The 26496-nt window shown below is 40.1% G+C and carries 18 protein-coding genes; 9 read left to right on the forward strand and 9 right to left on the reverse strand.

All coding sequences use genetic code 11. The features are described 5' to 3' along the window. Window positions 1-56 precede the first annotated feature (56 nt). From ABI125_15125 to ABI125_15160, 8 genes are all read right to left on the reverse strand, one after another. Entirely contained in the window at window positions 57-2432 is a 2376-nt protein-coding gene (locus tag ABI125_15125) for an outer membrane beta-barrel family protein (GenBank protein ID XCF06038.1), read from the reverse strand. 216 nt (window positions 2433-2648) lie between these two features. Then, the gene (secDF, locus tag ABI125_15130; GenBank protein XCF06039.1) at window positions 2649-5648 is read right to left on the reverse strand and encodes a protein translocase subunit SecDF; all 3000 of its coding nucleotides are present in this window, start codon (window positions 5646-5648) and stop codon (window positions 2649-2651) included. Window positions 5649-5821: 173 nt separating this feature from the next. Further along, a complete protein-coding gene (locus tag ABI125_15135; GenBank protein ID XCF06040.1) occupies window positions 5822-6436 on the reverse strand; it encodes a hypothetical protein in 615 nt (204 codons plus the stop codon). A gap of 74 nt (window positions 6437-6510) precedes the next feature. Further along, on the reverse strand, window positions 6511-7437 hold the full coding sequence (mdh, locus tag ABI125_15140; protein XCF06041.1) for a malate dehydrogenase: 927 nt from the start codon (window positions 7435-7437) through the stop codon (window positions 6511-6513). Window positions 7438-7645: 208 nt separating this feature from the next. Next, on the reverse strand, window positions 7646-8671 hold the full coding sequence (locus tag ABI125_15145) for a DUF6588 family protein (GenBank protein ID XCF06042.1): 1026 nt from the start codon (window positions 8669-8671) through the stop codon (window positions 7646-7648). 89 nt (window positions 8672-8760) lie between these two features. Beyond that, window positions 8761-11307 carry a carboxypeptidase-like regulatory domain-containing protein gene (locus tag ABI125_15150; GenBank protein XCF06043.1) on the reverse strand — a complete coding sequence of 849 codons (2547 nt, stop codon included), beginning with the start codon at window positions 11305-11307 and terminating at the stop codon, window positions 8761-8763. Beyond that, window positions 11294-12208, reverse strand: a complete 915-nt coding sequence (locus tag ABI125_15155; GenBank protein ID XCF06044.1) for a FecR domain-containing protein — start codon at window positions 12206-12208, stop codon at window positions 11294-11296. The genes ABI125_15150 and ABI125_15155 overlap by 14 nt, the downstream gene beginning before the upstream one ends. Before the next feature lie 55 nt (window positions 12209-12263). Then, a complete protein-coding gene (locus ABI125_15160) occupies window positions 12264-12779 on the reverse strand; it encodes a sigma-70 family RNA polymerase sigma factor (GenBank protein XCF06045.1) in 516 nt (171 codons plus the stop codon). Between the two features lie 217 nt (window positions 12780-12996). Between ABI125_15160 and ABI125_15165 the strand changes: the two genes are divergently transcribed. The 5 genes from ABI125_15165 (at window position 12997) to ABI125_15185 (ending at window position 17403) form a co-directional block, all read left to right on the forward strand. Then, the gene (locus ABI125_15165) at window positions 12997-14049 is read left to right on the forward strand and encodes a hypothetical protein (protein XCF06046.1); all 1053 of its coding nucleotides are present in this window, start codon (window positions 12997-12999) and stop codon (window positions 14047-14049) included. A gap of 177 nt (window positions 14050-14226) precedes the next feature. After that, window positions 14227-15285 (forward strand): hypothetical protein, encoded by a 1059-nt coding sequence (locus ABI125_15170; protein XCF06047.1) that lies wholly within the window; start codon window positions 14227-14229, stop codon window positions 15283-15285. A gap of 109 nt (window positions 15286-15394) precedes the next feature. After that, entirely contained in the window at window positions 15395-16177 is a 783-nt protein-coding gene (locus ABI125_15175; GenBank protein ID XCF06048.1) for a membrane metalloprotease, read from the forward strand. Between the two features lie 30 nt (window positions 16178-16207). Continuing rightward, window positions 16208-16798 carry a porin family protein gene (locus ABI125_15180; protein XCF06049.1) on the forward strand — a complete coding sequence of 197 codons (591 nt, stop codon included), beginning with the start codon at window positions 16208-16210 and terminating at the stop codon, window positions 16796-16798. 152 nt (window positions 16799-16950) lie between these two features. Continuing rightward, complete coding sequence (locus ABI125_15185; protein ID XCF06050.1) at window positions 16951-17403, forward strand: hypothetical protein; 453 nt, start codon at window positions 16951-16953, stop codon at window positions 17401-17403. A gap of 74 nt (window positions 17404-17477) precedes the next feature. On the opposite strand, the gene gyrB is transcribed toward ABI125_15185, so the two are convergent. Beyond that, a complete protein-coding gene (gene gyrB / locus ABI125_15190) occupies window positions 17478-19427 on the reverse strand; it encodes a DNA topoisomerase (ATP-hydrolyzing) subunit B (protein ID XCF06051.1) in 1950 nt (649 codons plus the stop codon). A gap of 428 nt (window positions 19428-19855) precedes the next feature. On the opposite strand from gyrB, the gene ABI125_15195 reads away from it, so the two are divergent. From ABI125_15195 to gatB/aspS, 4 genes are all read left to right on the forward strand, one after another. After that, window positions 19856-21121: a porin gene (locus ABI125_15195; protein XCF06052.1), complete on the forward strand. Its 1266-nt coding sequence runs from the start codon at window positions 19856-19858 to the stop codon at window positions 21119-21121. A gap of 306 nt (window positions 21122-21427) precedes the next feature. Then, a complete protein-coding gene (locus tag ABI125_15200) occupies window positions 21428-21694 on the forward strand; it encodes a hypothetical protein (protein XCF06053.1) in 267 nt (88 codons plus the stop codon). 2 nt (window positions 21695-21696) lie between these two features. After that, window positions 21697-23097 (forward strand): amidase family protein, encoded by a 1401-nt coding sequence (locus ABI125_15205; GenBank protein XCF06054.1) that lies wholly within the window; start codon window positions 21697-21699, stop codon window positions 23095-23097. Then, the gene (gatB/aspS, locus tag ABI125_15210) at window positions 23097-26444 is read left to right on the forward strand and encodes a bifunctional amidotransferase subunit GatB/aspartate--tRNA ligase AspS (protein XCF06055.1); all 3348 of its coding nucleotides are present in this window, start codon (window positions 23097-23099) and stop codon (window positions 26442-26444) included. The genes ABI125_15205 and gatB/aspS overlap by 1 nt, the downstream gene beginning before the upstream one ends. Window positions 26445-26496: the final 52 nt, after the last annotated feature.

The following is a 26496-nucleotide window of genomic DNA, read 5'->3' on the forward strand; positions in this document are numbered from 1 at the left end:
ATAATCACTTGCAATTAAATGTGCTGCCCTCAAATAAGAAGCACCACCTGCAATGTTTAGCGCCGCTTACCGCCACTGTATTCCATGGCTTCGCCTTTACCGAAACCGTAACTAAAACCAAGGGTAACAAAACGGCCTCGCGTACTTTCAGTATAATTGGTAAAGGTTTCCTGGGCCGTAAAACTTTTAAAATAGCGTGAAGCGAACACATCGCGAACCCCTAAGCTAAAAACACCTTTTCCGTTGAATATTTTTTTCCGAAGACCGAGGTCTAAAAAGGCGATATCATCGTTTTGGCCTTGAACGGTTTTGTATTCGGACTCGTAATTTGCGGTAGCCTCAAAATCGATATTGGCGGGCAACTTTAGTTTAGCCATAAGTTTGGAGGTCCATTGGTCACCTTTAAAATCGAACACTTGCGACTGGAACGTCCCTTCTCGATTGAAGCTGTTATAATTAAAATCGACATTAAACGTCAACCAATTTATGGGAGTATATTTGGTATTGAACTCGACACCCACCGTGCTGTTTGTGCCAATATTTTCTGGGCGCGTGGTATTAACATTGTCTTCGGAGAAGGTAATACGCTCAATCATATCGGTAGTAAAGCGGTGATATACACCAAAATTTAAGGAGGTTCTACCAATATCGACAATGGTGGTGACTTCGTACGAATCGGTAAATTCGGGCTGCAATTCGGGGTTTCCTTGGCGGATGCTAAAACTATTTCGAATATTGAAAAACGGATTTAAGTCCCACATTCGTGGCCTGTACACACGTTTGGAATAGCCAGCCTGTAACGATACAGCTTCTGAAAACTTATACGAGGTATGCACACTAGGGAATAGATTGGTATAATTTTGGTCGTTGGCCTCGTTAGTGGTTTCCAAAAGGGTTTTTAGGTCGGTTTGCTCTAATCGCAGTCCACCTTTCAGCCCCCATTTTTCGCCTTCGTACGCTGCCGAAAAATAAGCTCCCAACACTTTTTGGTCGTAGTTAAAAATATTGGTCAGCCCCGCATCGGTAACAAACTCACTATTAATCCAATCTTCAACTTCGTAATCGTTGCTCACATCGGTCATCACGTATTGCGCTCCCGTTTCAATACTCCATTGTTCTGAAAAGGGTTTCATGTAATCCAGTTTGAATGTGAAATTATCTTCGGCAAAATCGGTTCGCGTTCTTTGTTGGGCATCGCGATCTTGACCCGATACCGTTACATCATCAAACAACGAACTTTGATCTTTAGCAAAGGAATTTCCGGTGGCACTAAAGAGCAGATCGTGGTCTTCGTGGTCTTCAAAATCTTTTTTATAAATGAGTTCGTACTGATATTTAGGATTGGTCGCTTCGGTATCTTCCGAACGGTTCCATTCAGACACCAAAGCATTGGCCTCGTCAAAAAGTTGGAAATTATAATTGGATGGTTGGTCCTCGACTTCGTAGGCAAAATTCCCCGAAAGGGTAAACACATCGTTTGGCGTGAGGTAATAATCCGTACCCAAAGTGATGTTGTAAAATTTTTCGTTTCGGTAGTCGGTACCCGTATTAAACAAGGTGGTTTCGGTTTCTAAATTTCTATTGATATTTTCGCTATCGCGCGGATAGCTCCTACGCCCCAACCCCAGCTGGGTAAAGAGGTTGAATTTTTCCGACCGACGGTTTAAGCTGATGCCCACACTGTGGTTATCTGGCACCCCCGTGTTAAGGCTCACCGAGCCGTTCAAGCCTTTGCGTTCTTCCTTTTTTATGATGATATTGATAATACCCGAAGTACCTTCGGCATCGTATTTGGCCGATGGGTTGGTGATCACTTCGATGCTTTCAATCATATCGGCGGTGATGCTGCCCAGTGCCCCACCGTCTTCTGTTAAAATGGAAGGCTTTCCGTTTATGAGCACTTGTACCCCCGAGCTTCCTCGCAGGCTAATGGCGCCTTCAATATTCACATTTACCGATGGCACGTTATTGAGTACATCCAGAGCACTCATTCCGGTGCTGGCAATATCCTTACCCACATTAAAAACCCGTTTGTCCAGCTTAAATTCGGTTCGTGATACTTCGGCCTGAACCACCACCTCATCGAGTTGGGCAGCGTCTTCAGCCAAGGTAATGGCACCTAAATTTATGGTGTTGTTTTTTTCCTCAAAATCGCGGATGCTTTTGGTAACAAACCCAATAAAACTTACTTTGATGTAATAATTATTGGTTTCGGTTTCTAAAACAAAAGTTCCTTCTTCGGTGGTGGTGGTGCCCGAAATGGGCTTGTTGGTTTCCTTATCGGCCAACATTACCGTGGCATACGCCAAGGGCTGATTACTGGATTGCTCGACAACCCGACCTTCTATTTTTGTAGTTTGGGCAGTACTTATAAAACTGAACATCAATAAGATGCCGAATAAAACTGGAGTAGCGGTTTTCTTTAAAATCATGTTAAAAAATTCAGCTAAAGATCTTAATTTTATTTGTTTAGGACTTATAAGGAAACGTTAATTTTAGTTGATAATAACATACTTATCACTTCTATAATTCAACAGTTTGCTTACTTCGTGTGCGCTCAGTACAGGCTTTCTTTTGCAAAAACGACATAAAAAAAGCCTATCGACAATTATCGATAGGCTTATCAAGAAGAACGTTTTAGTTAGTTATTAGTCTTTCTTCTTTTTTTCTTCAGATTTGCTTACTGTATCGTACATCACCGGCGTTGCGATAAACAACGACGAATAGGTACCTACAACCACACCCACAATTAAGGCGAACATGAATCCGCGGATGGAATCACCACCAAAAATAAAGATGGCCAATAATACCACCAATGTGGTTAACGAGGTGTTCAAGGTTCTACTTAAGGTACTGCTCAATGATGAGTTTACCACACGGTTAAACGGCCAGTTGGTATGCTCGTTAAAGAACTCACGGATTCTATCGAACACTACCACGGTATCGTTTAATGAGTAACCAATTACCGTTAGTATAGCCGCGATAAACGCTTGGTTGATTTCCATGTTGAATGGCATAAACTTGTATGTAATGGAAAATACACCCAATACGATCAATACATCGTGGAATACGGCAGCAACCGCACCCAATGAATATTGCCATTTTTTGAATCGGAATAAGATGTAAAGGAACACCACGATTAACGATCCTAAAATAGCCCAAATAGAAGCTTGCTTAATATCATCGGCAATGGTTGGTGTTACTTTGTATGACTCCAACAAACCAACTTGTTTGTTTTCATCGTTTAAGTCGATAAACTGCTCATACGAGATACCCTCTAAATGCGGTACTAACGCATCGTATAGGTTTCTTCTGATTTCTTCATCTATTTCAGAACCTGATTCGTTTACCTTGTATTTCGTGGTGATTTTCAACTGATTGGCGTCACCAAAAGTTTTAGCATCGGCACTTCCAAATACATCGGGTTGCGACAGTAAATTAGTGATTTCTTCGGCACTGATATCTTGTGCAAAACGCACTTGATACGTTCTACCTCCAACAAAATCAACACCTTGATCTAAACCGTTAGTGAACAACGACCCTAAACTTAAAACGATAAGCACACCTGAAATGATGTAGGCGGTTTTACGTTTCTTCAAGAATTCGATATTGATATTTCTGAAAAGGTTTTTGGTGATTCCTGTAGCGAAATCCAATTTCCCACCACGATCTACGTGCCAGTCAATCAATAATCTGGTGATGAAAATAGCAGTAAATAACGAGGTTAAAATACCAATCAATAAGGTAGTAGCGAAACCTTTAATCGGACCCGTACCGAATACGAATAAAATCAATGCCGTTAAACCGGTAGTGATGTTGGCATCTAAAATAGAAGACAAGGCATTGCTGAAACCATCTTTTACAGAATCGATTTGTCCTTTGCCTTTCGCCAATTCTTCTCGGATACGTTCGAAAATAAGTACGTTCGCATCAACCGACATACCGATAGTCAATACAATACCCGCAATACCAGGCAATGTTAACACGGCTCCTAAACCAGATAATACACCGAAAATTAACACGATGTTCAATAGCATGGCTACATCAGCAAAAGCACCCGCTTTTCCGTAGTAGAAAATCATCCATAACAATACTAAAGCCAAAGCAATTAAGAATGATGTTGTACCGCTATCAATCGCCTCTTGACCCAATGATGGACCAACAACTTCACTTTGAATAATATCTGCAGAAGCTGGTAATTTACCTGCACGTAATACGTTGGCTAAATCGATGGCCTCATTTAAAGTGAAATCCCCTGAAATAGATGAGCGTCCACCAGCAATTGGGCCAGAAGTCACACCCGGCGCAGAGTACACTACATCATCTAAAACAATAGCGATTTGGCTGCCTTGCTGATACGCATTACCAGTCATTTCTTCCCAGATTTTAGCGCCTTTAGAGTTCATTTGCATCGATACTTCCGGTTTGTTTCCAACGGGGCTAAATTCATTGCTAGCATCTGTAACTACTGCTCCACTCAATGGTGGAGTATCTTCTCTGTTACCTACCAATCCATATAAATCGATAAGTTCGCTATTCTTTTCTGGCTTACCGAAAACAAATTTCGTGTAACGCATTTCGGCAGGCAATAAGGCTCTCACCTCATCGCGGTTTAAATAATCAAGAACGGTTTCTTTGTCCTTAATTTCAAATTTGGCGATGATTGGACCTCCTTGGTAACCCACGCCTCTAATTAATTTTCCTAATGGATTGACATTATTGTCAACCGCTGTTGAATCCGTTTGGCTATCCCCCAAAAGGTCATCAATTTGTGAATCTTGGGCATCTTCTTCATCTTGACTTTCAACTTCCGCAGTTTGGGTTTCATCCTCTACAATGTCTTTCAACACGGCATCGGCCTGACCTAAAAACTGGTAAAACATTTCACCTTTGTAGGCATCCCAAAATTCCAATTGGGCAGTACTTTGTAGTAACGACTTGGCTCTTTCTACATCCTTAACACCAGGCAATTCCACCAAGATACGCCCTGATGTTCCTAAACGCTGAATGTTTGGTGAAGTAACACCAAACTCATCGATACGCTTACGCAATACTTCAAACGCTGAAACGATAGACTCGTCGATTTTAGTTTCGATGATGCTCTTCACCTCATCGTCGCTCATACTGCCGTCAATTTCCCCATCCAATTCTTTCGTATAGAAAATATCTGGTGAAGCCAATTTGGTATCGCCTTTAATCTTATCGAAAGCCGTGAAGAAATCCTGTAAATAGGTATTTTGGCTATTCTTTTGAAGCTCGGAAGCGTCCTCTAAAGCTTTGTTGAACACAGGGTCGCTGGTATTGTTTGCTAATCCTTTCAAAATGTCTTTTACAGACACCTGAAGAATTACGTTAATACCACCTTTTAAGTCTAAGCCAAGGTTCATGGCTTTTTGCTTCACTTCGTTATAAGTGAACTTTGCAATACCTATATTGAAAACCGTATCGGTGGCTATCGACTGAAGATAGTTGGCCTCTTCTTGACTACGCTTGGCGCGGTAATCGTCTTCGGTTTCCGCAATTTTATTGATGGCTATTTCTTCAGCCTCATTTTCAATCTGGCTGGCTTTGAAGGTAAACGACAGCTGGTAAAGGCTGACCAAACCAAACAAAACCGCAAATAATTTTACTAATCCTTTATTTTGCATTTTTTGAGTTATTTAATGTCTTTTATTTTGTCCCAAAAATGGGTGGGCAAATATAATTTTTTAAGCCCAACTTCGACAAATTTTATTTTTTTGATGAATGTATAGCCATACCATTTTACTTTTGGCGGCTATTAAAATGAATCATTTCTGAATGATAGGAATATAAAAACCCCTTAAGAATAGCTAGGCCCCGCCCTGCCCTCGGGAATTTTATGCGGAATATCTTTTGTGGCAATCTCGATATGTTTACAAATCGCCAATACCAGTTTTACAGCAACCTTTTCGTTGTCAACAACGGCAGGGTTGTAAAATAAACTGTAAGGCTCTACATAACGGTCGCTTTTGGTTTCAACCTGAAATACCAAATTGCCGTTTAAATCACCGCTTTGTCCATAATCGGTATGGATTTCAAAAACATCGATATTATAATCAATGCTCTTGTTCTCTTTTATGGGAAGGTTGCTCGGTTGTTCGTTATGGTTAACATCGAGGACTAATCCATCTGCTTTTGAAAGGCGTTTTTTTATGCTGACCGCATCTGAAGTAGAGTGGTAAGCAATGTTAACGCTGCCATTTTCGAGAATATCAACCTGAATGTTTTCGGCGCCTAAGCTTTGTAGTTGTTTTTTTAGGAGGTTGATGGTGCTTTGGGCATCGTCTGAAGACAGACCTTCCTCATTAAATTGCAGTACAATTTCTTGGTTGGGCAATACAGCTTGCTGCTGGTTTACCACACCAAATAAGGTAAGCGAAAAAATAAAAATGCTAATGCACCATCTTGCAATCATGCGCCAAATATAAAAAAATAAAGACTGTATTGCTACAGTCTTTAAAAAATATCATATTTTGAATGTACTGAATACTAAACCTCTAGCAACCCGTTGGTTTTTCTAACCCCTTCGGCACTAGATTTCATGTGTTCTTTTTCAGCTTCACTTAAAGGAATGTCAACGATTTCTTCAATACCGTTTTTACCTAAAACCACTGGCACACCAATACAGATGTCATTCAATCCGTATTCACCTTCCAAGAAGGTTGAACATGGGTAAATTTTCTTTTGGTCGCATGCAATGGCTTGTACCAAACCGCTTACCGCAGCACCTGGTGCATACCAAGCAGAAGTTCCTAATAATTTAGTCAATGTAGCTCCACCCACTTTAGTATCGGCAGCCACTTGCTCTAAACGCTCCTCGCTTAAAAATTCTGAAACTTTAATACTGTTTCTTGTAGCGTGAGAGGTTAAAGGCACCATACCTGTGTCGCTATGACCACCAATTACCATACCATCTACATCGCTAATAGGCGCACCCAAAGCTTCGGCCAAACGGTACTTGAAACGAGCAGAATCTAACGCACCACCCATACCAATGATTCGGTTTTTAGGCATATCAAGCGATTTGTGCGCTAAATACGTCATAGTATCCATTGGGTTACTCACCACAATAAGGATCATGTTTGGAGAATGTTCAAGTAAACTTGTAGCAACAGATTTTACAATACCGGCGTTAATACCAATTAATTCTTCGCGAGTCATTCCCGGTTTACGTGGAATACCAGAAGTAATGACACAAATATCACTGTTTGCGGTTTTGCTGTAATCGTTGGTTACACCCGTAATTTTAGTATCGAACCCGTTTAAAGATGCACATTGCATCAAATCCATAGCTTTACCTTCGGCGTAGCCTTCTTTGATGTCTAACAATACCACTTCCGATGCAAAATCTTTAATAGCAATATACTCTGCACAACTGGCACCAACTGCTCCTGCACCTACTACTGTTACTTTCATTTTTTGTTTATTTTTAGTTACTTGTTAATTATTTATCAATTTGTGAAATTTTGATTTTAAAAACCTAACATCCCACAATTCAAACCATGCGAAATTACGAATTAAAACCTTTTTAATAAAAAAGTGCGGGACAAAATCCCGCACTTTTAAACAAAAATTAAATATAACTAACTAAAACTAAATAAATTCATTTTTTACATGTGATAAATTATCTAAATCCAAAGTTTATACCTACAGAAAAGGCATTGAACTCCGATAAATGATATTCGGCATTGAGCCTAAAAAATCCCAACTTTAACTTTAAACCTGCTGTACCCCTAACGGAAGACACCTCACTGGACACCGAAAAGGGATCTTCGTAAGTTCTGGTCACAAATGGCCCTCCCGTAACGGTATAGGTTCCCAAAACATCCGATTCTGACTTTCCTTTAATATAGCCCAAACCACCATAAAAATTGATAACGGGGAGCTTAGTCGACGCTACCAACTGAAAAAGCATGGTATTCGTATTACTTTCAACACGTTGATTTTCGCCATCAATACCTGAAGACTCTGTAATATTATAAGAGCCATTTAAATGAGTATAAGCTACAAGCCCAGAAACAGCTACTGGCATATACTTATCGGCAGGCAACCATTTGGTCATTTCAAATTGCAAACCGGCACCATACATGCTTAAGGTTACATCATCTGTATCTACCTTGGGAACGAAACGTGCTTTCAATTCAATACCTTGACTTAACCCAATCGCCCCTTGTATAAAAGCTGTAGGCAATAAATTAGCACTGGCATCTCCAATTCCCGTGGGCAAGGTTATTTGTTCTGTTAGCACAGGGTTATCGTTATCCCTAATAATCAAATCTATATCAGGGTCGTTTTCTCCCAAAACACTAGCAACGGCTCTTGTTCTAAGGCTGGAGTTGTCAGCAAACTCAACTGTAAAATCTTCTGTTTCATACAGATCTAAGTCCATCATAAATGATTTGTTTTCGTCTTGAACAGTTGCTGCATTTGCAACGATTGATATTTCAAAACCACCTAATGGCTTGGCATCGGCCGTATTAAACCAATTGGCGTTCATACTGTGCATCAAGCCTTTGGTTCCCGGTTTCAAATAATCGTCAGTGAAGCGTTCAGCATTTTCAACACCAAAAGCAAATAAGGCGTCTATGTCTTGTGCTTTTGAAAGAAATACCGATAAAAATAGCAATATAAATAAAGCTTTCTTTTTCATTATGTAGATTTTGGTTTTACGAATATAGGGAAAAATCAATACAAAACAACATTTAATCGAAAAAATATGTTTTTAATCGATGTTTCAAACTAAAATTTAACTCTTAAACTAATGTTTGGTGTTAATCCAAGAGAGGTATTATTAACCATAATCGCCGATTCGCTATCATTAGGATCGACCTCATAATAGCGATTGATGCTGTTCTTTCTATTCAAAATATTAATAACACCTGCTCGAACAGTCCCATCAATGTCATTTGAAATATCAAATTGGTAACGTACAGAAGCGTCCCATCTTATAAAGTCATCGAGATTTTCACCATTTGGGGTATCATAATTAACTATAACGTTATTCCCGTCCTGAACGGTTTCATTACCTTCCAAAGGCTTCGTATAGGGGTGCCCCGTACGCCATATTCCGCCTGTAGACAATTCTACATCATCAGAAACACTATAATTGATTGCCATCGACACCGAGTGCCTAATATCCACATTATTTGGAAACACTGATGGCGTAATGTTTTTAAATTCGTAATCGTTAACACTATAGGTGTAACTCAACCACGTACTGAATTTTTGAGCCGTTTTATTAATTAAAAACTCAACACCTTTGGCCGTGTAGCTTCCCGAGGCATTGACATATTGAAAATTATTGTAAAACCCTTGGTTTGATGCCGTAATGCCATCAACATATTTGTAAAACCCCTCCACATCTAACATTAAATTATTATGGTTGAACTCTACCCCGAAAGAGCCTTGTTTACTTTCTGAAATGGGAATGGACCCGTTGTTGGCCAAAATCCAGCGTCGGTTTTCAACCCCCAGAAAATCGTCCTGAAAATCGATGATTTGTGTGGCCGACTGGTTTTTAAATTCTCCCTGCAATTTTAAGGCGAATTGATTGCCTAGTTTTTGGCGCACATTCAATCGGGGCTCCAAAATGAACTTACTGAATTTCTGAAAGTAGTTACCTCGCACCCCCAACCTAAAATAGGTCCGATTGTTATTAAATTCCAGTTCACTAAACAGCGCGTGGTTAAGCAACACATCTTTTTTAGTTTTATCGTACGATGGCGCACTAACCGTGGTTTCGTTTAAAATACCGATTTCGCTAAATTGATAACCATTCAAAAAATTAAGGGTTTCACTTAATTTCAAGTTAGTTTTTAATTTTAGTCCGGTTTCCAATACTTCGTTGGCTTGGGTCAATCTTTGATCAGTTTCAATTCTAAAATCAATCGCATCCACATTATATTTAGAGTAAAATGAAGTTAACTCTGTGGAAAACGAATCATTCCAAACGGCATTCCAACTCCCTCCAAATCCTAAATTGTCCTGCTTTAAATTACTGGTTTTAGACTCCGTTTCACCCTGATTATTGGCATAACTTTCGTTATAATCCAAATTATTATGAATGCTGATAACATGTGCCCGAAACTTGTGGTTATCATTTAAATCGAACAGCAGTTTTGCTGAGTAATCATAAAAGAAAAAGTCTGACGACCGATTACTTTCACTTATGTTATCGCTATTGGTGGTGAGTTCGCTATCTTGAAAACTGCGCTTAAAATAATTATCGTAAGTAGGCGAATTAAAAACATCGGTAAACGAGCGACGACCAGAAAAATGCAATCCCAATTTTTTAGAAATGGGCACTTCCAAATACGCATCGGCATGAATTAAATTGGCCCCAAAACCACCAGAAATGGTTTCAGCAATCTCATTTTTAGTGAACATATTAATGGTACTGGAAACACCATCGCTAAACTCGGCAGATGTTCCATTTTTAGTCACTTCCACTTTACTGGTTAAATACGGATTGTACGCCGAAATGAGTCCGAAAAAATGCCCCGAGTGATACATTTTTATACCGTCCCAAAGTATTAAATTTTGGTCGTTGGTACCGCCCCGCACATTGATATTGGCAATACTTTCATTCACACTTTCAATTCCAGGAAGCGCTTGAATGGACTGCAACACATCGGGTTCGGTAAGACCAGGCAATACACCAAATTTTTCCGTGTTTAAAATGGTACTTCCGTCAATTCGTTTCTGTAAACCTGTGGTAAGGAATTTAGAAATCACGACTTGGTTAAGGGCTTCATTCTTTTCGTCAAGCACAATAGTTTTACAAGCTGTCTCGTTCGCCCTTAGGTCTCTGGCGTTTAAAACTACGGCGTCATACCCCAAATACGACAAGATAATTTGTTGATTTATTCCAACCTGTTCTAAACTAAACTTGCCTTCAATATTGGTTATGGTGCCTTTTGAGCCATTTTGAACAACGACCGACGTCCCCATTAACGGCAGGCTATCAGCTCCCGAAATCACTACCCCACATACGGTAATCTTTTTGTCGATAGTTGTTACAGCAATGTACCGGGAATCGAGAATCTTAAAATTAAGATGGGTAACAGCGTTTAAATGGTCTATAATTTGATTTAGGGTCTCCGATTCTTGCGGAGCATCAACAATAACATCTTTTACATCAGTTTCTGAATACGAAAATTTAACTTCAAACTTAGCCTCCAAAACAGGAAACAGCTCCAGCAACGATAGCTTATTTTGCTGCTGAAAACCAAAAGCAAAATTTATATAAAGTAGAAAAAAAACGAGACTTTTTTTATTCAGATGCATAGTTATACAACTCTACTTGCTTTCCATTTATTTTATAACTTAATTTTAATGGTATGGTTACAGACTGTAGCGCTATGTTTTTATCGGTGTGCGTAAACGTACCCGAAAAGGTTTTTGAAACATCTACTTTCGAAGCTTCAATGCTGATATCGTACTGAATTTCCAATTCGTCAATGACTTGCCAAAGCGGCACATTATCAAAGCTCGATTCTTTTGCCAACCACGATGGGGTTTCGGCATTAAAATCAGGCACCTCAACAACGTTACCATTAACCAATCTAAAGGTTTTTCCGGGTTTTAAAATCGTTTCCTTTTTAGCGGAAGTCACTTTCACCGAACCTTCATAACACATTACTTCAAAATAGTTTTCGCGTTCCTTTACGTTAAACTGAGTACCCAACACTTGAATGTTCCCAGCTTCGGTTTGCACGGTAAAGGCTTCCCCTTTGGTTACCTTAAAAAAGGCTTCACCATCCAATTCCAACGTTCTGTTGCTTTTCCATTCTTTTTTATTGAACGACAATTTAGATTGGGCATTCAATATCACTTCAGAATCGTCGGGAAGGCTCAAAACCTCGGTCTGTGCCATTTGCGTTTCAAATGATTTGGTATTATTGAAGAACAAAAAGTAAGATGATGTTAGCAACACCACTAAAACGGCCGCTACCTTTAAGAACGATTTAAAGTTTAACGGAATCACCTTTGGCTCGGCTTTTTTGAGCGTTCGATTTTTAAATTGCTCTAGGGCTTTTTGGGCATCGACTTTAGGCACACTGAACTGTTTGGCATAAAACCCCATCTTCTCGAGCGCCGAAAAGTCTTCTTCGGGATAACGCTTTTTGATTTCTTCGCCAGAAATCTCGCCGTTAAACCATTTTAATATGTCGTTTTCCTTATTCATTTTTATATGCTTTGTACAAACAAGACACCTTTAAGTCTTTTTACCCTACCTTAAGTTATATATTTTCAATGTGTTTGCGTAAAATTTTAAGTGCGCCGCTCATGCGTTTTTCAACGGCTTTTTGAGAAACATCCAGCAATTCGGCAATTTCGCGGTACTTTTTCCCTTCAATCCTGTTCATTAAAAATACCTCACGTTGGGCTTCAGAGAGTAATGCCATGGCAGCCTGCAATTTCTTTTTAAACTCTTCTTCCTCTAATAAATATTCGGGGCTCTCGTTGTTTTCATCAATATAAGGGGCGGCTTTGGCATACTCCATCACCACCTTATTGTGCTTTACCTTGTTTAAAAAAAGATTATTCACCGTGGTAAACAAATAGGTTTTTGCTTTGGTGAAATCAATTTTGGCACAATTCTCCCAAATTTTTGAAAAGGCATCCTGCACCAAATCCAAGGCATTATCCTGGTCTCCGCATTTATAATAGGTAAAATTACTGGCGTGCTGCACGTGTTTTAAATAAAACTCATTAAAGTAGGCTTCTTCACAAAGCTTGGCATCGCTTTTCGTCATAGTCAAATTGGTCTTAATCAAGTTCAATTGTCATTACAAAAGTATAGTAAAATTATTTAGTTGCCGTTTAATTTAACAAACCGCTCTTTTTCAGCTGTAAAAGCCATTTAGAAAAAATTTTTAAAAAAAAGGTAGGGTAAAAAAACTTTTGGTTGTCTTAAGGTCACAAAGCACAAAGCGTGCTATTAAAATGAAAATTTAACCCAAATTAATAATTATGAAAACTTTAAAATTTATTACCGCAACCTTACTTTTAGTTGGTTTTAGTTTAACATCTTGTCAAGATAACGACGATAACGTTACCCCTAGCGCCGATAACGCCAATGCAGCTACTTCGCCAACGGCAAGTAACTTAAAACGTTCATCAATGCACAAAGGTGACCATGATGATTTTTTAGACGGCGTTTCTTGTTCGTCTATCCTACTTCCAGTTACCGCTACCGTTAACGGCACCGAAGTTACTGTAGCCAGTGAATCTGATTACGAAACAGTAACCGATATTTTAGCCGAATACAATGATGACGACGATAGTGTAGTATTGCATTTCCCTTTAACGGTTAAATTGAGCAACCATACTGAAGTTACTATTTCTAACCAAATTGAGTATAATGCTTTAATGACAGCTTGCGAGCAAGCAGATAACGCTACTGAAGATGCTATTAATTGTTTAGACATCAATTTCCCTATTAGCATTTTTACCTTCAATCTTAATTTAGAGCAAACTGGTAGTGTTGTGTTGGAGTCTGACCAAGAACTTTATGCTTACATGGACGACTTTGGCGATGATGCTTACTTTGCCGTAAACTACCCTATTACTGCCACAATGAGCAACGATACACAAGTTACCATTAGCAGCGATATGGACTTGAGCACAAAAATTACTGAATGTTTGGCTACCGAAGATGAAATGGAAGAAGCCCAGGAGGACGCCGAAGAAGTTGAATCTATTTTAGTTGAAGGTGCTTTTAAAGTACAATCATTCATCGAAGCGAGCGTAGATAAGGCTAATACTTTTGCCGACTACACCATTACTTTTGCTGGCGACATGTCTTGTTTAGCTCAAAATACTGCAGACTCTACAGCAAACGATATTCAAGGTACTTATGAAGTTGCTGCAGAAACCGAGGTTAATTTAAATTTAAACTTTAGCAGCAATTCTACTTTGCAGTTGCTTAACCATTCATGGGAAGTAACTAGCTACACCCAGAACTCCGTTACCCTTCAAAGTTCTGCCAATGCGGCCATAACTTTGGTTCTTAACCGAGTTTAACACTTTGCTATTATCAATTTCCCAAACCGGTAGGCCAATTGAGGTCTGCCGGTTTTTTTTGTTTACAAAAACATCCTTTATAACTATATTTCGAAAAAAAATAAGTTTTTGGGTAGGGTAAACAGAAAATGAGTTGTCTTAACTACAGAAAGAGAAAACAAATCTAAAATGATTATCATGAAAAATTTTAAATTAGTAACCGCAATCTTATTAACATCAATATTCAGTTTCACTTCCTGCCAAGATGAAATAGATAGCGAAAACGGGCAAAACCCAAACACCAATTCGGCCACTTCGCCAACAGCAAGCAACTTAGAGCGTTCAGCCATGTACGATGGTAGCTTTGACGACTTTATCGACGGCATGTCGTGTTCTTCAATTTTATTCCCTTACACCGCCACCATAAATGGCACAGAAATCACTCTTTTAAGCAAACTGGATTATAGTTTGGTTTTAAATATTTTGGGCGAAATTATTAGCGACAACGATGTAATCAGCTTCCAATTTCCTTTAACAGTAAAACTGAGCAACTACACCGAAGTACAAGTATCCAACCAATCTGAATTGGATGCATTAATGGACGCTTGTGAAGAAGCTGAAGAAAATGCCGAAGATGCCATAAACTGCTTCGACATCGATTTCCCCATCTCCATTTTAACCTACAGTTTAAATGCCGAGCAAACCGGAAGCGTAGTGATTGAATCTGAACAGGAACTTTACGCCTACATTAACAACTTTGGAAACGACCAATTGTTTGCCGTAAACTATCCAATTACCGCAACCTTAAACGGACAAAGTAATACGGTTGTTGAAATTACCAGCGACATGGACTTGCAAACCAAAATTAACGAATGTTTGGCCAATGAAGACATGGAAGAAGAGGCCGAAGAAAATGCCGCTAGTCTGGAAACTATTTTAGTTGAAGGCGCTTTTAAAGTACAGTCGTTCGTATCTGCTGGAGTTGATACCGCTGATGCCTACGCCGATTACACCATTGATTTTGCCAATGATTTAAGCTGTACTGCCGAAAATACGGTAAGCACAACTATTGAAAACGTAGAAGGTACTTACGAAGTCGCTTCAGTAACAGAAGTATTCTTAACATTAAATTTTTCAAGCAATGCCAGTTTCGAATTGTTAAACCACACTTGGAAAGTAACCAGTTATTCTGAAAACTCAATCGAATTACAAAGCACAACAAATGCAGCCATAACTTTAGTTTTAGCCCAAATATAAACTAGATTTGCATTTGCTACGTATGTTATGGTAAAAACAGCCGCTTTTCAAAAAAGCGGCTGTTTTAAAAATTAAAATCCTATTTTAGGCTTTAAAAATTGTAAAACAGATGTTACGAACCTTAAAAACATCCCTTATAGTCCTGACCTTAATCGGTTTCCTTCAAGGCTGTACTAAAGACCAAAATTCCGAAAACCAAGAAAACACCATTAATGTTAATGCCAATAAACAAGCAACGGGAAGTTCATCAAACGATCTGTTATCGAGCAACACCTTTACCCGTATGGAAATTCAATTGGCCTACGTTAAAGGGTTCGATCCTACACAAGCAGCCATTAACAATTTTGTATCTTTTTTGGAAGCCAGAACCCACAAACCAGATGGCATTTCGGTTGAAAAAATAGAAATTCCTTCTCCGGGAATAGACCAACTAAGTATTAATGACATTGCCGATATTGAAAACACCTACCGCACCAAATACAACAATGGAAACACTATTGCTGTTTGGGCACTTTTTGTGGACGGTGAATCGGATAAAAACGACGGCAACAATGTGGTGCTCGGTTCTGCTTATTGGAATACATCTTTTGTTATTTACGAAGAAACTCTAAGAGAATTTAGTAATAGCCCCGTTGAACCCAGTCGAAGTGTATTGGAAACCACGGTTATTAACCATGAATTCGGACACATTTTAGGACTTACCAACTTGGGAGCTCCGCTACAAAGTGAGCATGAGGACAGCGAACACCCCAAACATTGCGACAACAATGATTGTTTAATGTATTGGGAAGCCGAATCTGGAGCTGCTGTTGGTAATATGGTCAATTCTGGATCGGCTCCACAATTAGGTCCCGAATGCATAGCTGATTTACAAGCCAACGGCGGAAAATAAAATTTACAAAAACCCTAAACATTATAAATTATGAAAACCTATTTTTTATCAATTTTATCGATTTTAACCCTTTCATTTAGTGCTATGGCACAAGACGGCAACAGCAATACAGGAAACGCCGGATTAAAATTTGGTTACAACTTGGCCGCCGTAAGTTTTGATGGCGACACCGAAACAGGTCAGCGACATGGATTCCATGTGGGCTTCTATGGTGAATCGTTCCTTGCCGAAGCCGTTGCGTTGCAAATAGAGGTTTTATACTCACAACAAGGTTACGAATTAGAAGATGGCAGCGGTACCTTCACACAGAAGTTAGATTACATTACCATGCCACTATCTTTAAAAATCTATCCTGCCAACACCTTTTATTTGGAGGCTGGACCACAAATTGGCTTGGCGATTTCCCACAAAGAAGAGTTTGATAGTAATTTTAACCTATTCGACACCTCTCGTGAGTTTGAGCCCAACAATTTCGATTGGGGATTCAATTTCGGTGCCGGTTTTAAAACCGAATCTGGTGTATCTTTGGGTGTGCGTTACCACCTGGGTATGGGCGACATTTACGACCAAGGCAGCCCGCAAAACAGAGTATGGCAGTTCTCGTTAGGATTCGATTTTTAAAAATTACCGAAAACATAAAAACATCAAGGTTGGCTTAAATATTTAAACCAACCTTTTTTTATTTAACATGATTTTAAGGGTAGGGTAAAACAACTTTTGGTTGTCTTAATTATGAAAGCCAATAAAGGCAACATAATTACAAACTAAAAGTCATGAATATATTTAAAACATCATTATTCACTCTGGCCCTTTTATTTTCGTTTGGAGGTTTTGCGCAAGAACAAGCCGCAGCCACCGAAACTAAAATGGACAAAAAAACGTATTACCAAAAACGTGCTGAGGAAGACGCGAAATTCGAGCAACAATTTAACGCAGAAACCAAAGCCGAAGAAGAGCAATTTTGGAAAGAACAAAAAGCATACGAAAAAAACCTGAAGAAAAAAGACAAACAGGCTTATAAAGCCTACATGAAAGGAAAGCGAGATGCCTACGCAGAGCATTACGAGCACTGTAACCACCATTGTCACCATAGCGACCATTATTATAACCATGCTTCATTTTACTATTACAGGTACGACGGGTACTACCACCGCCCCCATTACAGAAGTGGTATAAACACCCGGGTAAGCATTGGCACACCCAGTATACGATTAGGGGCGTTTTAAACGTAGGTTTTTAAAACGAAATAGGCTATCCAAAATTGGATAGCCTATTTTTATGCACTTATTTTTATAAAAGTTTACGCGTCAATATTGGCGTAAACGGCATTTTTCTCAATAAAATCTCTACGTGGTGGCACTTCATCACCCATTAACATAGAGAAAATTCTATCGGCTTCGGTACCGTTATCAATTTGCACCAAACGCAGGGTTCTAAACTCTGGGTTCATAGTTGTATCCCAAAGCTGCTCGGCGTTCATCTCACCCAAACCTTTGTATCGTTGGATGTTGGCCGTTCCTCCGTACTCTTCAACCAACGCATCACGTTCTTTGTCATTCCAAGCGTAGGCCTTTTTACTACCTTTCTTAACCAAATACAATGGCGGAGTTGCAATATAAACGTGTCCGTTTTCAATCAGTTCCTTCATATATCTAAAGAAGAACGTTAAAATTAACGTCGCAATGTGGCTACCGTCAATATCGGCATCACACATAATCACGATTTTGTGGTAACGCAATTTTGAAAGATTCAAAGCTTTGCTGTCTTCTTCCGTACCTATGGTTACCCCAAGTGCGGTAAAAATATTTTTAATCTCTTCGTTTTCAAAAACCTTGTGCTGCATGGCCTTTTCAACGTTTAGAATTTTACCTCTTAACGGAAGAATAGCCTGAAAGTTTCTATCACGGCCTTGTTTTGCCGTTCCACCTGCCGAATCACCCTCTACCAAAAATACTTCGCATTTTGTTGGGTCTTGTTCTGAGCAATCGGATAATTTCCCTGGCAACCCCCCTATACTCATGGCTGTTTTACGTTGTACCATTTCGCGAGCCTTTTGTGCCGCATGGCGTGCTTGAGCCGCCAAAATCACTTTTTGCACAATGGTTTTGGCATCGTCTGGGTGCTCTTCCAAATAATCGGTCAACATTTCTGAAACCGCCTGGCTCACAGAAGCCGAAACTTCTCGGTTACCCAATTTCGTTTTGGTTTGTCCCTCAAACTGTGGTTCAGCCACTTTTACGGAAACAATAGCCGTTAACCCTTCACGGAAATCATCACCCGAAATATCAAATTTCAGCTTATCCAACATGCCCGATTCATCGGCATATTTTTTAAGCGTGTGCGTCAATCCACGACGGAAACCCGATAAATGTGTTCCCCCTTCGTGGGTATTGATATTGTTTACGTACGAATGTAAGTTTTCAGCATACGAAGTATTGTAAACCATCGCCACTTCAACGGGAATACCATTTTTTTCGCCTTCAAAAGCAATCACGTCTTGCATTAAAGGTTCGCGAGTGGCGTCCAAATATTTCACAAATTCGGTCAATCCCTCCTCTGAGTTGAACGTTTCCCCTTCAAAAGAACCATCTTCCTTTTTACTTCTTCGGTCTATTAAATGAACCGTGATTCCTTTATTCAAAAAGGCCAATTCACGCAAACGGCTAGCCAAGGTGTCGTAGCTATATTCCAAAGTTTGTTGAAAAATAGTCCCATCTGGCTTAAAAGTTACAATAGTTCCTCTTTTATCGGTTTCTCCAATAGCTTTTACGGGATACAAGGCTTTTCCGCGCTCGTATTCCTGCTCCCAAATTTGTCCGTTACGATAAACCGTAGCTTTTAAATGTTCTGACAAAGCGTTAACACAACTTACACCAACACCGTGCAGACCACCGGAAACCTTATAGGAATCTTTATCGAATTTACCTCCAGCACCAATTTTGGTCATTACCACCTCAAGTGCCGAAACGCCTTCTTTTTTATGCAAATCTACTGGGATACCACGACCATCATCTTCAGTAGTAATCGAGTTATCTTCGTTAATAGTAACGGTTATATTGTTACAGTGCCCGGCTAGCGCCTCATCAATGGAGTTATCAACCACCTCGTAAACCAAATGGTGCAATCCGCGCACCCCAACATCTCCAATGTACATAGACGGACGCATACGTACGTGCTCCATCCCTTCGAGGGCCTGGATACTATCTGCCGAATAGCCCTGCTTGTTCAAATCTTCGTTTGCTTCGCTCATATCTTCTTTAATCTAAATTTTGTTAGGTGTTGTTCACAAAAAAAGATGCCTTTTGAGCATCCTTTTGAACACAAACAAATATACGAAATTTTCAGCTACAAAGGAAGCTTTTTATCGACCCGCGCATAAAATTATCAACATTTGTTGATTACTCAAAAACGCCTTAAATCGTCTAAAAAACATCTTAAAATGGATTTTAGCCACTTTCACCCCACTCCCCTAAGCCCAAATTTCGCAAAACCGTTCTCTGGCGCTTATTTCAATTTGCCACACACATATCATTTCAAAAGAAACAGACGAATTATAGCCTATTACCGCCCGAAATTAGGCTAAACAATTGCACTTAAAATCCCTAAACCTGATTTATATCAGAATTCAGCGGCAAAGTTCACACTAATTTTGCATTGAATCTTTAGAAACCCTTATACATGACACCTGAAAGAAGCGTTTTAAACCTGTATATTTCTATTTTTGCACTGATTATTTCTACAGTCGCCAGCGGCCAGACAGAACCATTTAAGCCCACTCTAAAATGGAATATCACCTCTCAATTTTGGATGAGGTATTCCGATTTAAACGAGGGTTCGATTATTCACGGCGAGCCAACCTCGCAGTTTTTCGATATTTCTATTCGCCGATTGCGCATTCCGGTTTCATCGCAAATCTCTCCTAAGGTTTTTGTTTATGCGATTTTTGGCGGCAACAATTATAATTTTAAAGGAAATGATTTCCCTATTGAGATTTTAGATCTGTACGCCGAATATTCCTTTGGCAAATTCTTAGAAGTCGGCATTGGAAAATCCGGGTGGCAAGGCTTGAACCGTTGGAACATCCGTTCCAGCAGCACACTCATGGGGCTAGACTCTCCCTTATTCACACTTAACTCCGTTCAAATTAACGACGATGTTGGCCGTTTGTTCGGCTTTTGGCTTAAAGGCCAAGCCGGAAAGTTCGATTACAGAATGGCGTTTAACCGGCCGTTTTATGTGAAAACTATTCCCAACGGCGCCGTAAACTTTGCCAATAACAAACCACGGGTAAAAACTTCAGCCTATGTGAAATATCAATTTTTTGAACACGAATCGAATAAATCGGCTTACCAAATTGGCACCTATATGCAAAACAAAAAAGTATTCAATATTGGAGCTGGATTTCAATATCAGCCGGAAGCCATGAGCGATGGTGACACCAATCTACCGGAAACAAACATTTACGACATCACTCATTTTGCTGCTGACTCCTTCATAAATCTTCCTCTAAAAAATGGTAATGCCATTACAGCTTATTTAGGCTATTACGACTACAATTTTGGAAAAGATTACATTAGGAACGTTGGCGCCAACAACCCTACAACAGGCGGTGGCACCGACTTTAACGGTTCGGGCGTGGCCTTCCCGATGATTGGCACCGGCACATCATGGTACGGGCAGTTTGGTTATGCTTTTAAACCTACAAACATTTTTAACCACATGGCCGTTATCCAACCGAATATCGCCGTACAGCATTCCGATTGGAACCTCCTAAACAACAACATGACCGTTTTCGACTTTACCGTTAACTTTTTTGTGAACGGCTCGCATAAAGATAAAATTAGTTTGGGCTACCAACACCGTCCTATTTTTAATGCCACAACACTGCAACAGAAAAACTACAAAGGCATGGCCGTTTTGCAGTATCAAATTTCGTTTAAATAATAAAATCAGCTCTTCAGCTTATCCGTTTTCAGAAGTAAAAACCACCAACTTTTGTATTTGCTTAAAAAACCTGCAATTATAATTGTAGATTTTTAACAATTTGACAATAGCATATAGGTTATCTGTAAAACATGGTGCGCAGTACATTATTTCTACATATATTTGAGGCGCAAAAAAATGATGAACACTAATAACAACAATAATAATTTCAATAATCCTAACATTTAGGACTGGAAGGTTGTTGTTTAAAAATATGTAAAGCCTTCCGAGTTCGGAAGGCTTTTTTTTAATCTAAATAGTTAAGACATGAGCAAAATTATGACAGTCGATGTATTGTCGAGCATTAAAGGGGCGCAGCCCAGCGAGGCCGTAAATCAATTATTTGAGGTGATAAAAAACGCCAACGCAGCAAACAACAATGCTATTAACCATAATATCAGCAGTGTGTCTTTAGATGATTTACGCGAAGATGTGGTTATTGACAGCCCAGAAACGGAAAAACAAATCATTATCGAAAACTTCCCGAAAGAAAAAAACGGCTATTTAGTAGTCTCTAAAGTTATAGAAGAATAATCATGGACTCTCAAATACGCAGCATACACCAACAATTGGTGAACAAAGAAATTACTTGCACCGCTTTGGTTCAGGAAAAATTGGATTTACTGGCCAAGAACAGCCATAACACCGTGAACAGCCTATTAATCGATACCGCATTAAAATTGGCTAAAAAAGTGGACGATAAAATTGCTAATGGTGAAAATATCGGTCTTTTAGAAGGTATTCCCTTTGGCATAAAGGACGTTTACATGGTGCAGGGTACAGTAACCACGGCCAGTTCTAAACTGCTTAAAGATTATAAATCGGCATACACAGCAACGGCCATCCAAAAATTATTGGATGCCGGTGCTATTCCTTTAGTAAAAGAAAACTGCGACAGCTTTGGCCACGGATCATCGAGCGAAAACACCATTTTTGGTGCCGTAAAAAACGCCAAAAACCCCGATTTGGTTGGTGGTGGTTCTAGTGGTGGATCGGCAGTAAACGTGGCGTTGGATTACACGGTGTTTTCCATTGGTGGCGACACCGGTGGTTCTATTCGCCAACCAGCAGGTTACAATCACGTGTATGGTTTAAAACCTACTTACGGACGCATTTCGCGATACGGATTGATGGCTTATGCCTCGTCAACCGACTGTGTTGGCCCAATCGCGAAATCGGTTGAAGATATCCGAATTGTTTTAAATGTGATGAGTGGAAAGGACGCCAAGGACCAAACCACTTACGCTTCCGCGGAAATTTCAGAAGACAGTCTTACTTCTTCCGAAAACATAAAAACAGTGGGCTACTTTAAAAACTTTATTGAAAGTGAAGCCATCGACGATAAGGTAAAAACCGATTTTTTAGCAGCTATCGAAAAAATAAAAGCCAAAGGTATCGAGGTAAAAGCCTTAGATTTCTTTGAATCGAATACTTTGGTATCCACTTACTATACTTTGGCTATGGCCGAAACCGCTTCCAACCTTTCCCGATTGGACGGTACCAACTACGGCAACCGCATTGAAGCTGAAAATTTAAAGGAAACTTATGCTGTTACCCGTTCGGAAAACTTTTCGGAAGAAACCAAACGCAGAATTGTTGGTGGAAACCAAGTGCTTTCCCAAGGGTTTTCAGATGAAATTTACTTAAAAGGCTTAGCGCTTCGCGATGCCATTTCCAATAATTTCGAAGCGGATTTTAAAGCGGTTGATGTGATTATTTCACCCGTAACGCCAAGTACGCCACCAAAAATTGGGGATAGTCTAAAAGACCCACTGGCCATGTATTTAAGCGATGCTTATACCGTTGGGTTTAGCTTGGGGCAACTACCAACATTAACGATTCCGCAAGGCACCGAAACTGGGCTACAAATTACAGCCGCAAAAAATAACGACGAACTTGTTTTGAAGTTTGCTAACTTCTTAAAAGATACGATATAATGGACTTGGAACAATTAAACGATTTACTGAAAAAACACGAACTGGAGTTGGTCATTGGACTGGAAACCCACGTTCGATTGAATACCAAAACCAAACTGTTCTGTTCTTGTGCCAACCAGGAAACTGAAACTCCGAACACCAATATCTGTTCGGTATGTACTGGACAAATGGGTGTTTTGCCAGCCGTAAATAAAGAGGCGGTAAAAAAGGCCATTTACTTTGGAAAAGCCGTAAAATCGACTTTTGAAAATGAGGTGATTTCGTGGGACCGTAAGCATTACGAGTACCCCGATAACCCTAAAAATATTCAGATTACCCAATTCCATAACCCCATTATTCCCGATGGGCAAGTGTCGTGTTTCAGAAATGACGGTTCGCAATTTACGGTGAATTTAACGCAGGTCCATCTCGAGGAAGATGCTGCTAAATTGATGCACGAAAAGAAAATTTCGTTGGTCGATTTTAACAAAGCCGGGGTTCCCTTAATTGAAATAGTTACCGAGCCCTGCATCCGTCATATCGAAGATGCTTCAACCTATGCGCAGTACATTCAGCGTATTGTTCAAAACCTAAAAATTTCTGAAGCCAACCTTGAAAAAGGGGAATTCAAATCGGATGTTTCCGTTTCACTCCGAAAAAAACACACTTACAATTTAAATCCGCGTACCGAGATAAAAAACCTCAACTCGTTTAAATTTATGGTCGAGGCTTTAAAAGAGGAAGTTGAAAAACAACTCAACTATTATTTGGAGCACAAAGAGTTTAGACCAGACCAAACTACCGTGCTTTTTGATGCCGATTTAAAGCAGACCAAAACCATGCGTAAAAAGGAATTCGAGGCCGATTACCGTTTCATATCGGAGCCAGACCTTCCTTTTGTAAACATAAAAAATGCCGTCGAGTCGATTGATGTCGATATAAGCGCGCTGCCCTTTGCCGTAGAGCGCATCTTGATAAAAGGCGGCGTTTTACCACAGGATGCTAAGTTTTTTACGGCCGATTCGCTGCGTTCGGAAACCTTTGTTGCCATTAACAACCAACTGCACGACCCATCGTTTGTTGCCAAGACACTGACCAATAACATCAAGCCCGAAGATTATTCGAGCATTAAAAACCTAGCTGATTTTATTGAAATTTTCAGCTTGTTTAAAGATGAAAAGGTAACGCCAGTATTGGCACAACATGCTATAAAATCGTTGTTGGCCGATGCGCAATTCGACTACAAAACTTATTTTGAGGAAAACACCATTTCTGAAGAAAAAATAGGAGCGGCCATCGCCAAAGTGATTTCAGAAAACGAAGCCATTGCGAACGATATTAAAGCTGGAAACCAAGGCAAAGCCGGTATTTTAGTCGGAAAAGTGATCAAAATTATTGGCAAAGGCGCCTCTGGAAAAGTGATCCGCGAAGGTATTTTGAAGCAATTGGCTGGTGATTCTAACGTAAGCTCAAAGACCGAAACCAATAGTACCAATGATGTCAAGCTGAGCGCAGTCGAAGCTAGAAAAACCACCAAACAGCAAGAAGAAGTATTGCCTCAAATTCCTATTGTGGTAAAGGATGAATACCGCACACACCTCATCACCGATATTACTGATGACAACATTGACGAAAACGTCACCTTTTCGGGCTGGGTAGCCAGTGTGCGCGACCACGGCGAGCTCATGTTTATCGATTTACGCGATTCGAGTACCGAAAAATTCCAAGTGCGCTTAAGTCGCGAGTCGTTCCCGAATTTAGATGAATTGGTGCGATTGAAACCCGAATCGGTTATTTCGGTTTCCGGGAAAATCGTGCAACGAAAAGAAGACGATTACAACCCGAGCTTACGCACTGGAAAAATTGAATTGGAAGCCACCGAACTGGATATTTTAAACCTATCAAAAACACTTCCGTTTGAAATTAAACGTGCCACTAAAACCAACGAAAACACCCGTTTTCAGTACAAATATTTAGACCACAGAAATGACGATGTGCGCCGCGTTATTGTTAACCGCCACAAAGTCATCAAATTGATGCGCGATATTCTGGACAACGAAGATTTCCTTGAAATAGAAACCCCTATTTTAAGTGCCGGAACCGATGAAGGTGCCCGAGAATTTATCGTGCCATCGCGTAAGCAGGCCGGAGCGTTTTATACACTTCCGCAAGCCCCGCAGCAGTTTAAGCAAATGCTTATGGTGAGCGGTTACGAAAAATATTTCCAATTAGCTCGCTGTTTTAGGGATGAAGATTCTCGTGGCGACCGCCAACCGGAATTCACCCAGTTGGATATTGAGATGGCCTACGCTAGCATGCAGCAAATTATTGATTTGAACACCAAAATGTTCAATGAAATTGTTGAAAAAATTTACGGCAAAAAATGGATTTTACGTCCGTTTGAAGTGCTGACATACAAACAAGCGATGGACGATTATGGTTGCGACCGACCCGATTTACGCTTCGGTTTAAAACTGCAGGACATCACCGAAATTGTAAAGGACACCACCTTCCAGGTATTCAGCAAGCCTATTGAAGAAGGCGGTATTGTAAAATGCATTAAGGTTTCGGCCGAAGAGCAGGGCAAAAAACGCCTTTCAAAAGGACAAATTGAAAAGTTGACGGGCATTGCGCAACAGCATGGTTTGGGTGGCTTGGCTTATATTATCGTTAATGAAAACGATTTGCAATCGCCCATCATCAAGTTTTTGGGTGAGGAGATTGCCGCTGGAATCATTAAAGCCACCAACGCACAGGTGGGTGATATTGTGTTCTTTTCGGCAGCCGATTATGCCACGGCCAACAAAGCTTTGGATGCTGTTCGCCAAGAATTGGGTAGTATGTTGAGACTCATCAATCCAAAGGAATTGCGCCCTGCATGGGTGATTGATTTCCCGATGTTCGAAAAGACCGACGAGGGCCGTTGGACCTTTACCCACAACCCATTCTCGATGCCGGCCGTTTACGATATTGAAAAACACATGAACGGCAAAGAAGAGGAAATTGGAAGCATCATCGCCCAACAATACGACCTCATTTTAAACGGTTACGAAATTGGCGGCGGCTCGGTGCGTGCCCACAAACCCGAAATTTTGGAAGCCACTTACAAAAACATGGGCTACAACAAGGAAGAAATGCTAAAAAGCGTGGGCACCATGTACAAAGCTTTCCATTACGGAGCGCCACCACACGGCGGTATTGCTTGGGGCGTGGACCGATTGATGATGATCTTGGAGAAAAAAGCATCCATTCGTGAGGTCATGGCGTTTCCAAAAACGGGCACCAGCGACGATTTATTGTTTGGCGCACCATCCTTACTTTCCGATAAAAAAGTGGAAGAAATGAATGTAAAAGTGATGCGGAAGTAGTTAATTTAAAGACAACTTATAAATGAAAAAATCCCGACATGAATTTGTCGGG

The sequence above is a fragment of the Tamlana crocina genome, from assembly GCA_040429635.1.
Lineage (GTDB): Bacteria > Bacteroidota > Bacteroidia > Flavobacteriales > Flavobacteriaceae > Flavisericum > Flavisericum crocinum.

Coding starts and splice junctions, on each gene's coding strand:
- ABI125_15125 (XCF06038.1), bottom strand. CDS start 2,432: ATGATTTTAAAGAAAACCGCTACTCCAGTTTTATTCGGCATCTTATTG.
- gyrB (XCF06051.1), bottom strand. CDS start 19,427: ATGAGCGAAGCAAACGAAGATTTGAACAAGCAGGGCTATTCGGCAGAT.
- mdh (XCF06041.1), bottom strand. CDS start 7,437: ATGAAAGTAACAGTAGTAGGTGCAGGAGCAGTTGGTGCCAGTTGTGCA.
- ABI125_15200 (XCF06053.1), top strand. CDS start 21,428: ATGAGCAAAATTATGACAGTCGATGTATTGTCGAGCATTAAAGGGGCG.
- ABI125_15155 (XCF06044.1), bottom strand. CDS start 12,208: ATGAATAAGGAAAACGACATATTAAAATGGTTTAACGGCGAGATTTCT.
- ABI125_15165 (XCF06046.1), top strand. CDS start 12,997: ATGAAAACTTTAAAATTTATTACCGCAACCTTACTTTTAGTTGGTTTT.
- ABI125_15150 (XCF06043.1), bottom strand. CDS start 11,307: ATGCATCTGAATAAAAAAAGTCTCGTTTTTTTTCTACTTTATATAAAT.
- ABI125_15195 (XCF06052.1), top strand. CDS start 19,856: ATGACACCTGAAAGAAGCGTTTTAAACCTGTATATTTCTATTTTTGCA.
- ABI125_15160 (XCF06045.1), bottom strand. CDS start 12,779: ATGACGAAAAGCGATGCCAAGCTTTGTGAAGAAGCCTACTTTAATGAG.
- ABI125_15185 (XCF06050.1), top strand. CDS start 16,951: ATGAATATATTTAAAACATCATTATTCACTCTGGCCCTTTTATTTTCG.
- ABI125_15175 (XCF06048.1), top strand. CDS start 15,395: ATGTTACGAACCTTAAAAACATCCCTTATAGTCCTGACCTTAATCGGT.
- ABI125_15180 (XCF06049.1), top strand. CDS start 16,208: ATGAAAACCTATTTTTTATCAATTTTATCGATTTTAACCCTTTCATTT.
- ABI125_15135 (XCF06040.1), bottom strand. CDS start 6,436: ATGATTGCAAGATGGTGCATTAGCATTTTTATTTTTTCGCTTACCTTA.
- ABI125_15145 (XCF06042.1), bottom strand. CDS start 8,671: ATGAAAAAGAAAGCTTTATTTATATTGCTATTTTTATCGGTATTTCTT.
- ABI125_15205 (XCF06054.1), top strand. CDS start 21,697: ATGGACTCTCAAATACGCAGCATACACCAACAATTGGTGAACAAAGAA.
- gatB/aspS (XCF06055.1), top strand. CDS start 23,097: ATGGACTTGGAACAATTAAACGATTTACTGAAAAAACACGAACTGGAG.
- secDF (XCF06039.1), bottom strand. CDS start 5,648: ATGCAAAATAAAGGATTAGTAAAATTATTTGCGGTTTTGTTTGGTTTG.
- ABI125_15170 (XCF06047.1), top strand. CDS start 14,227: ATGAAAAATTTTAAATTAGTAACCGCAATCTTATTAACATCAATATTC.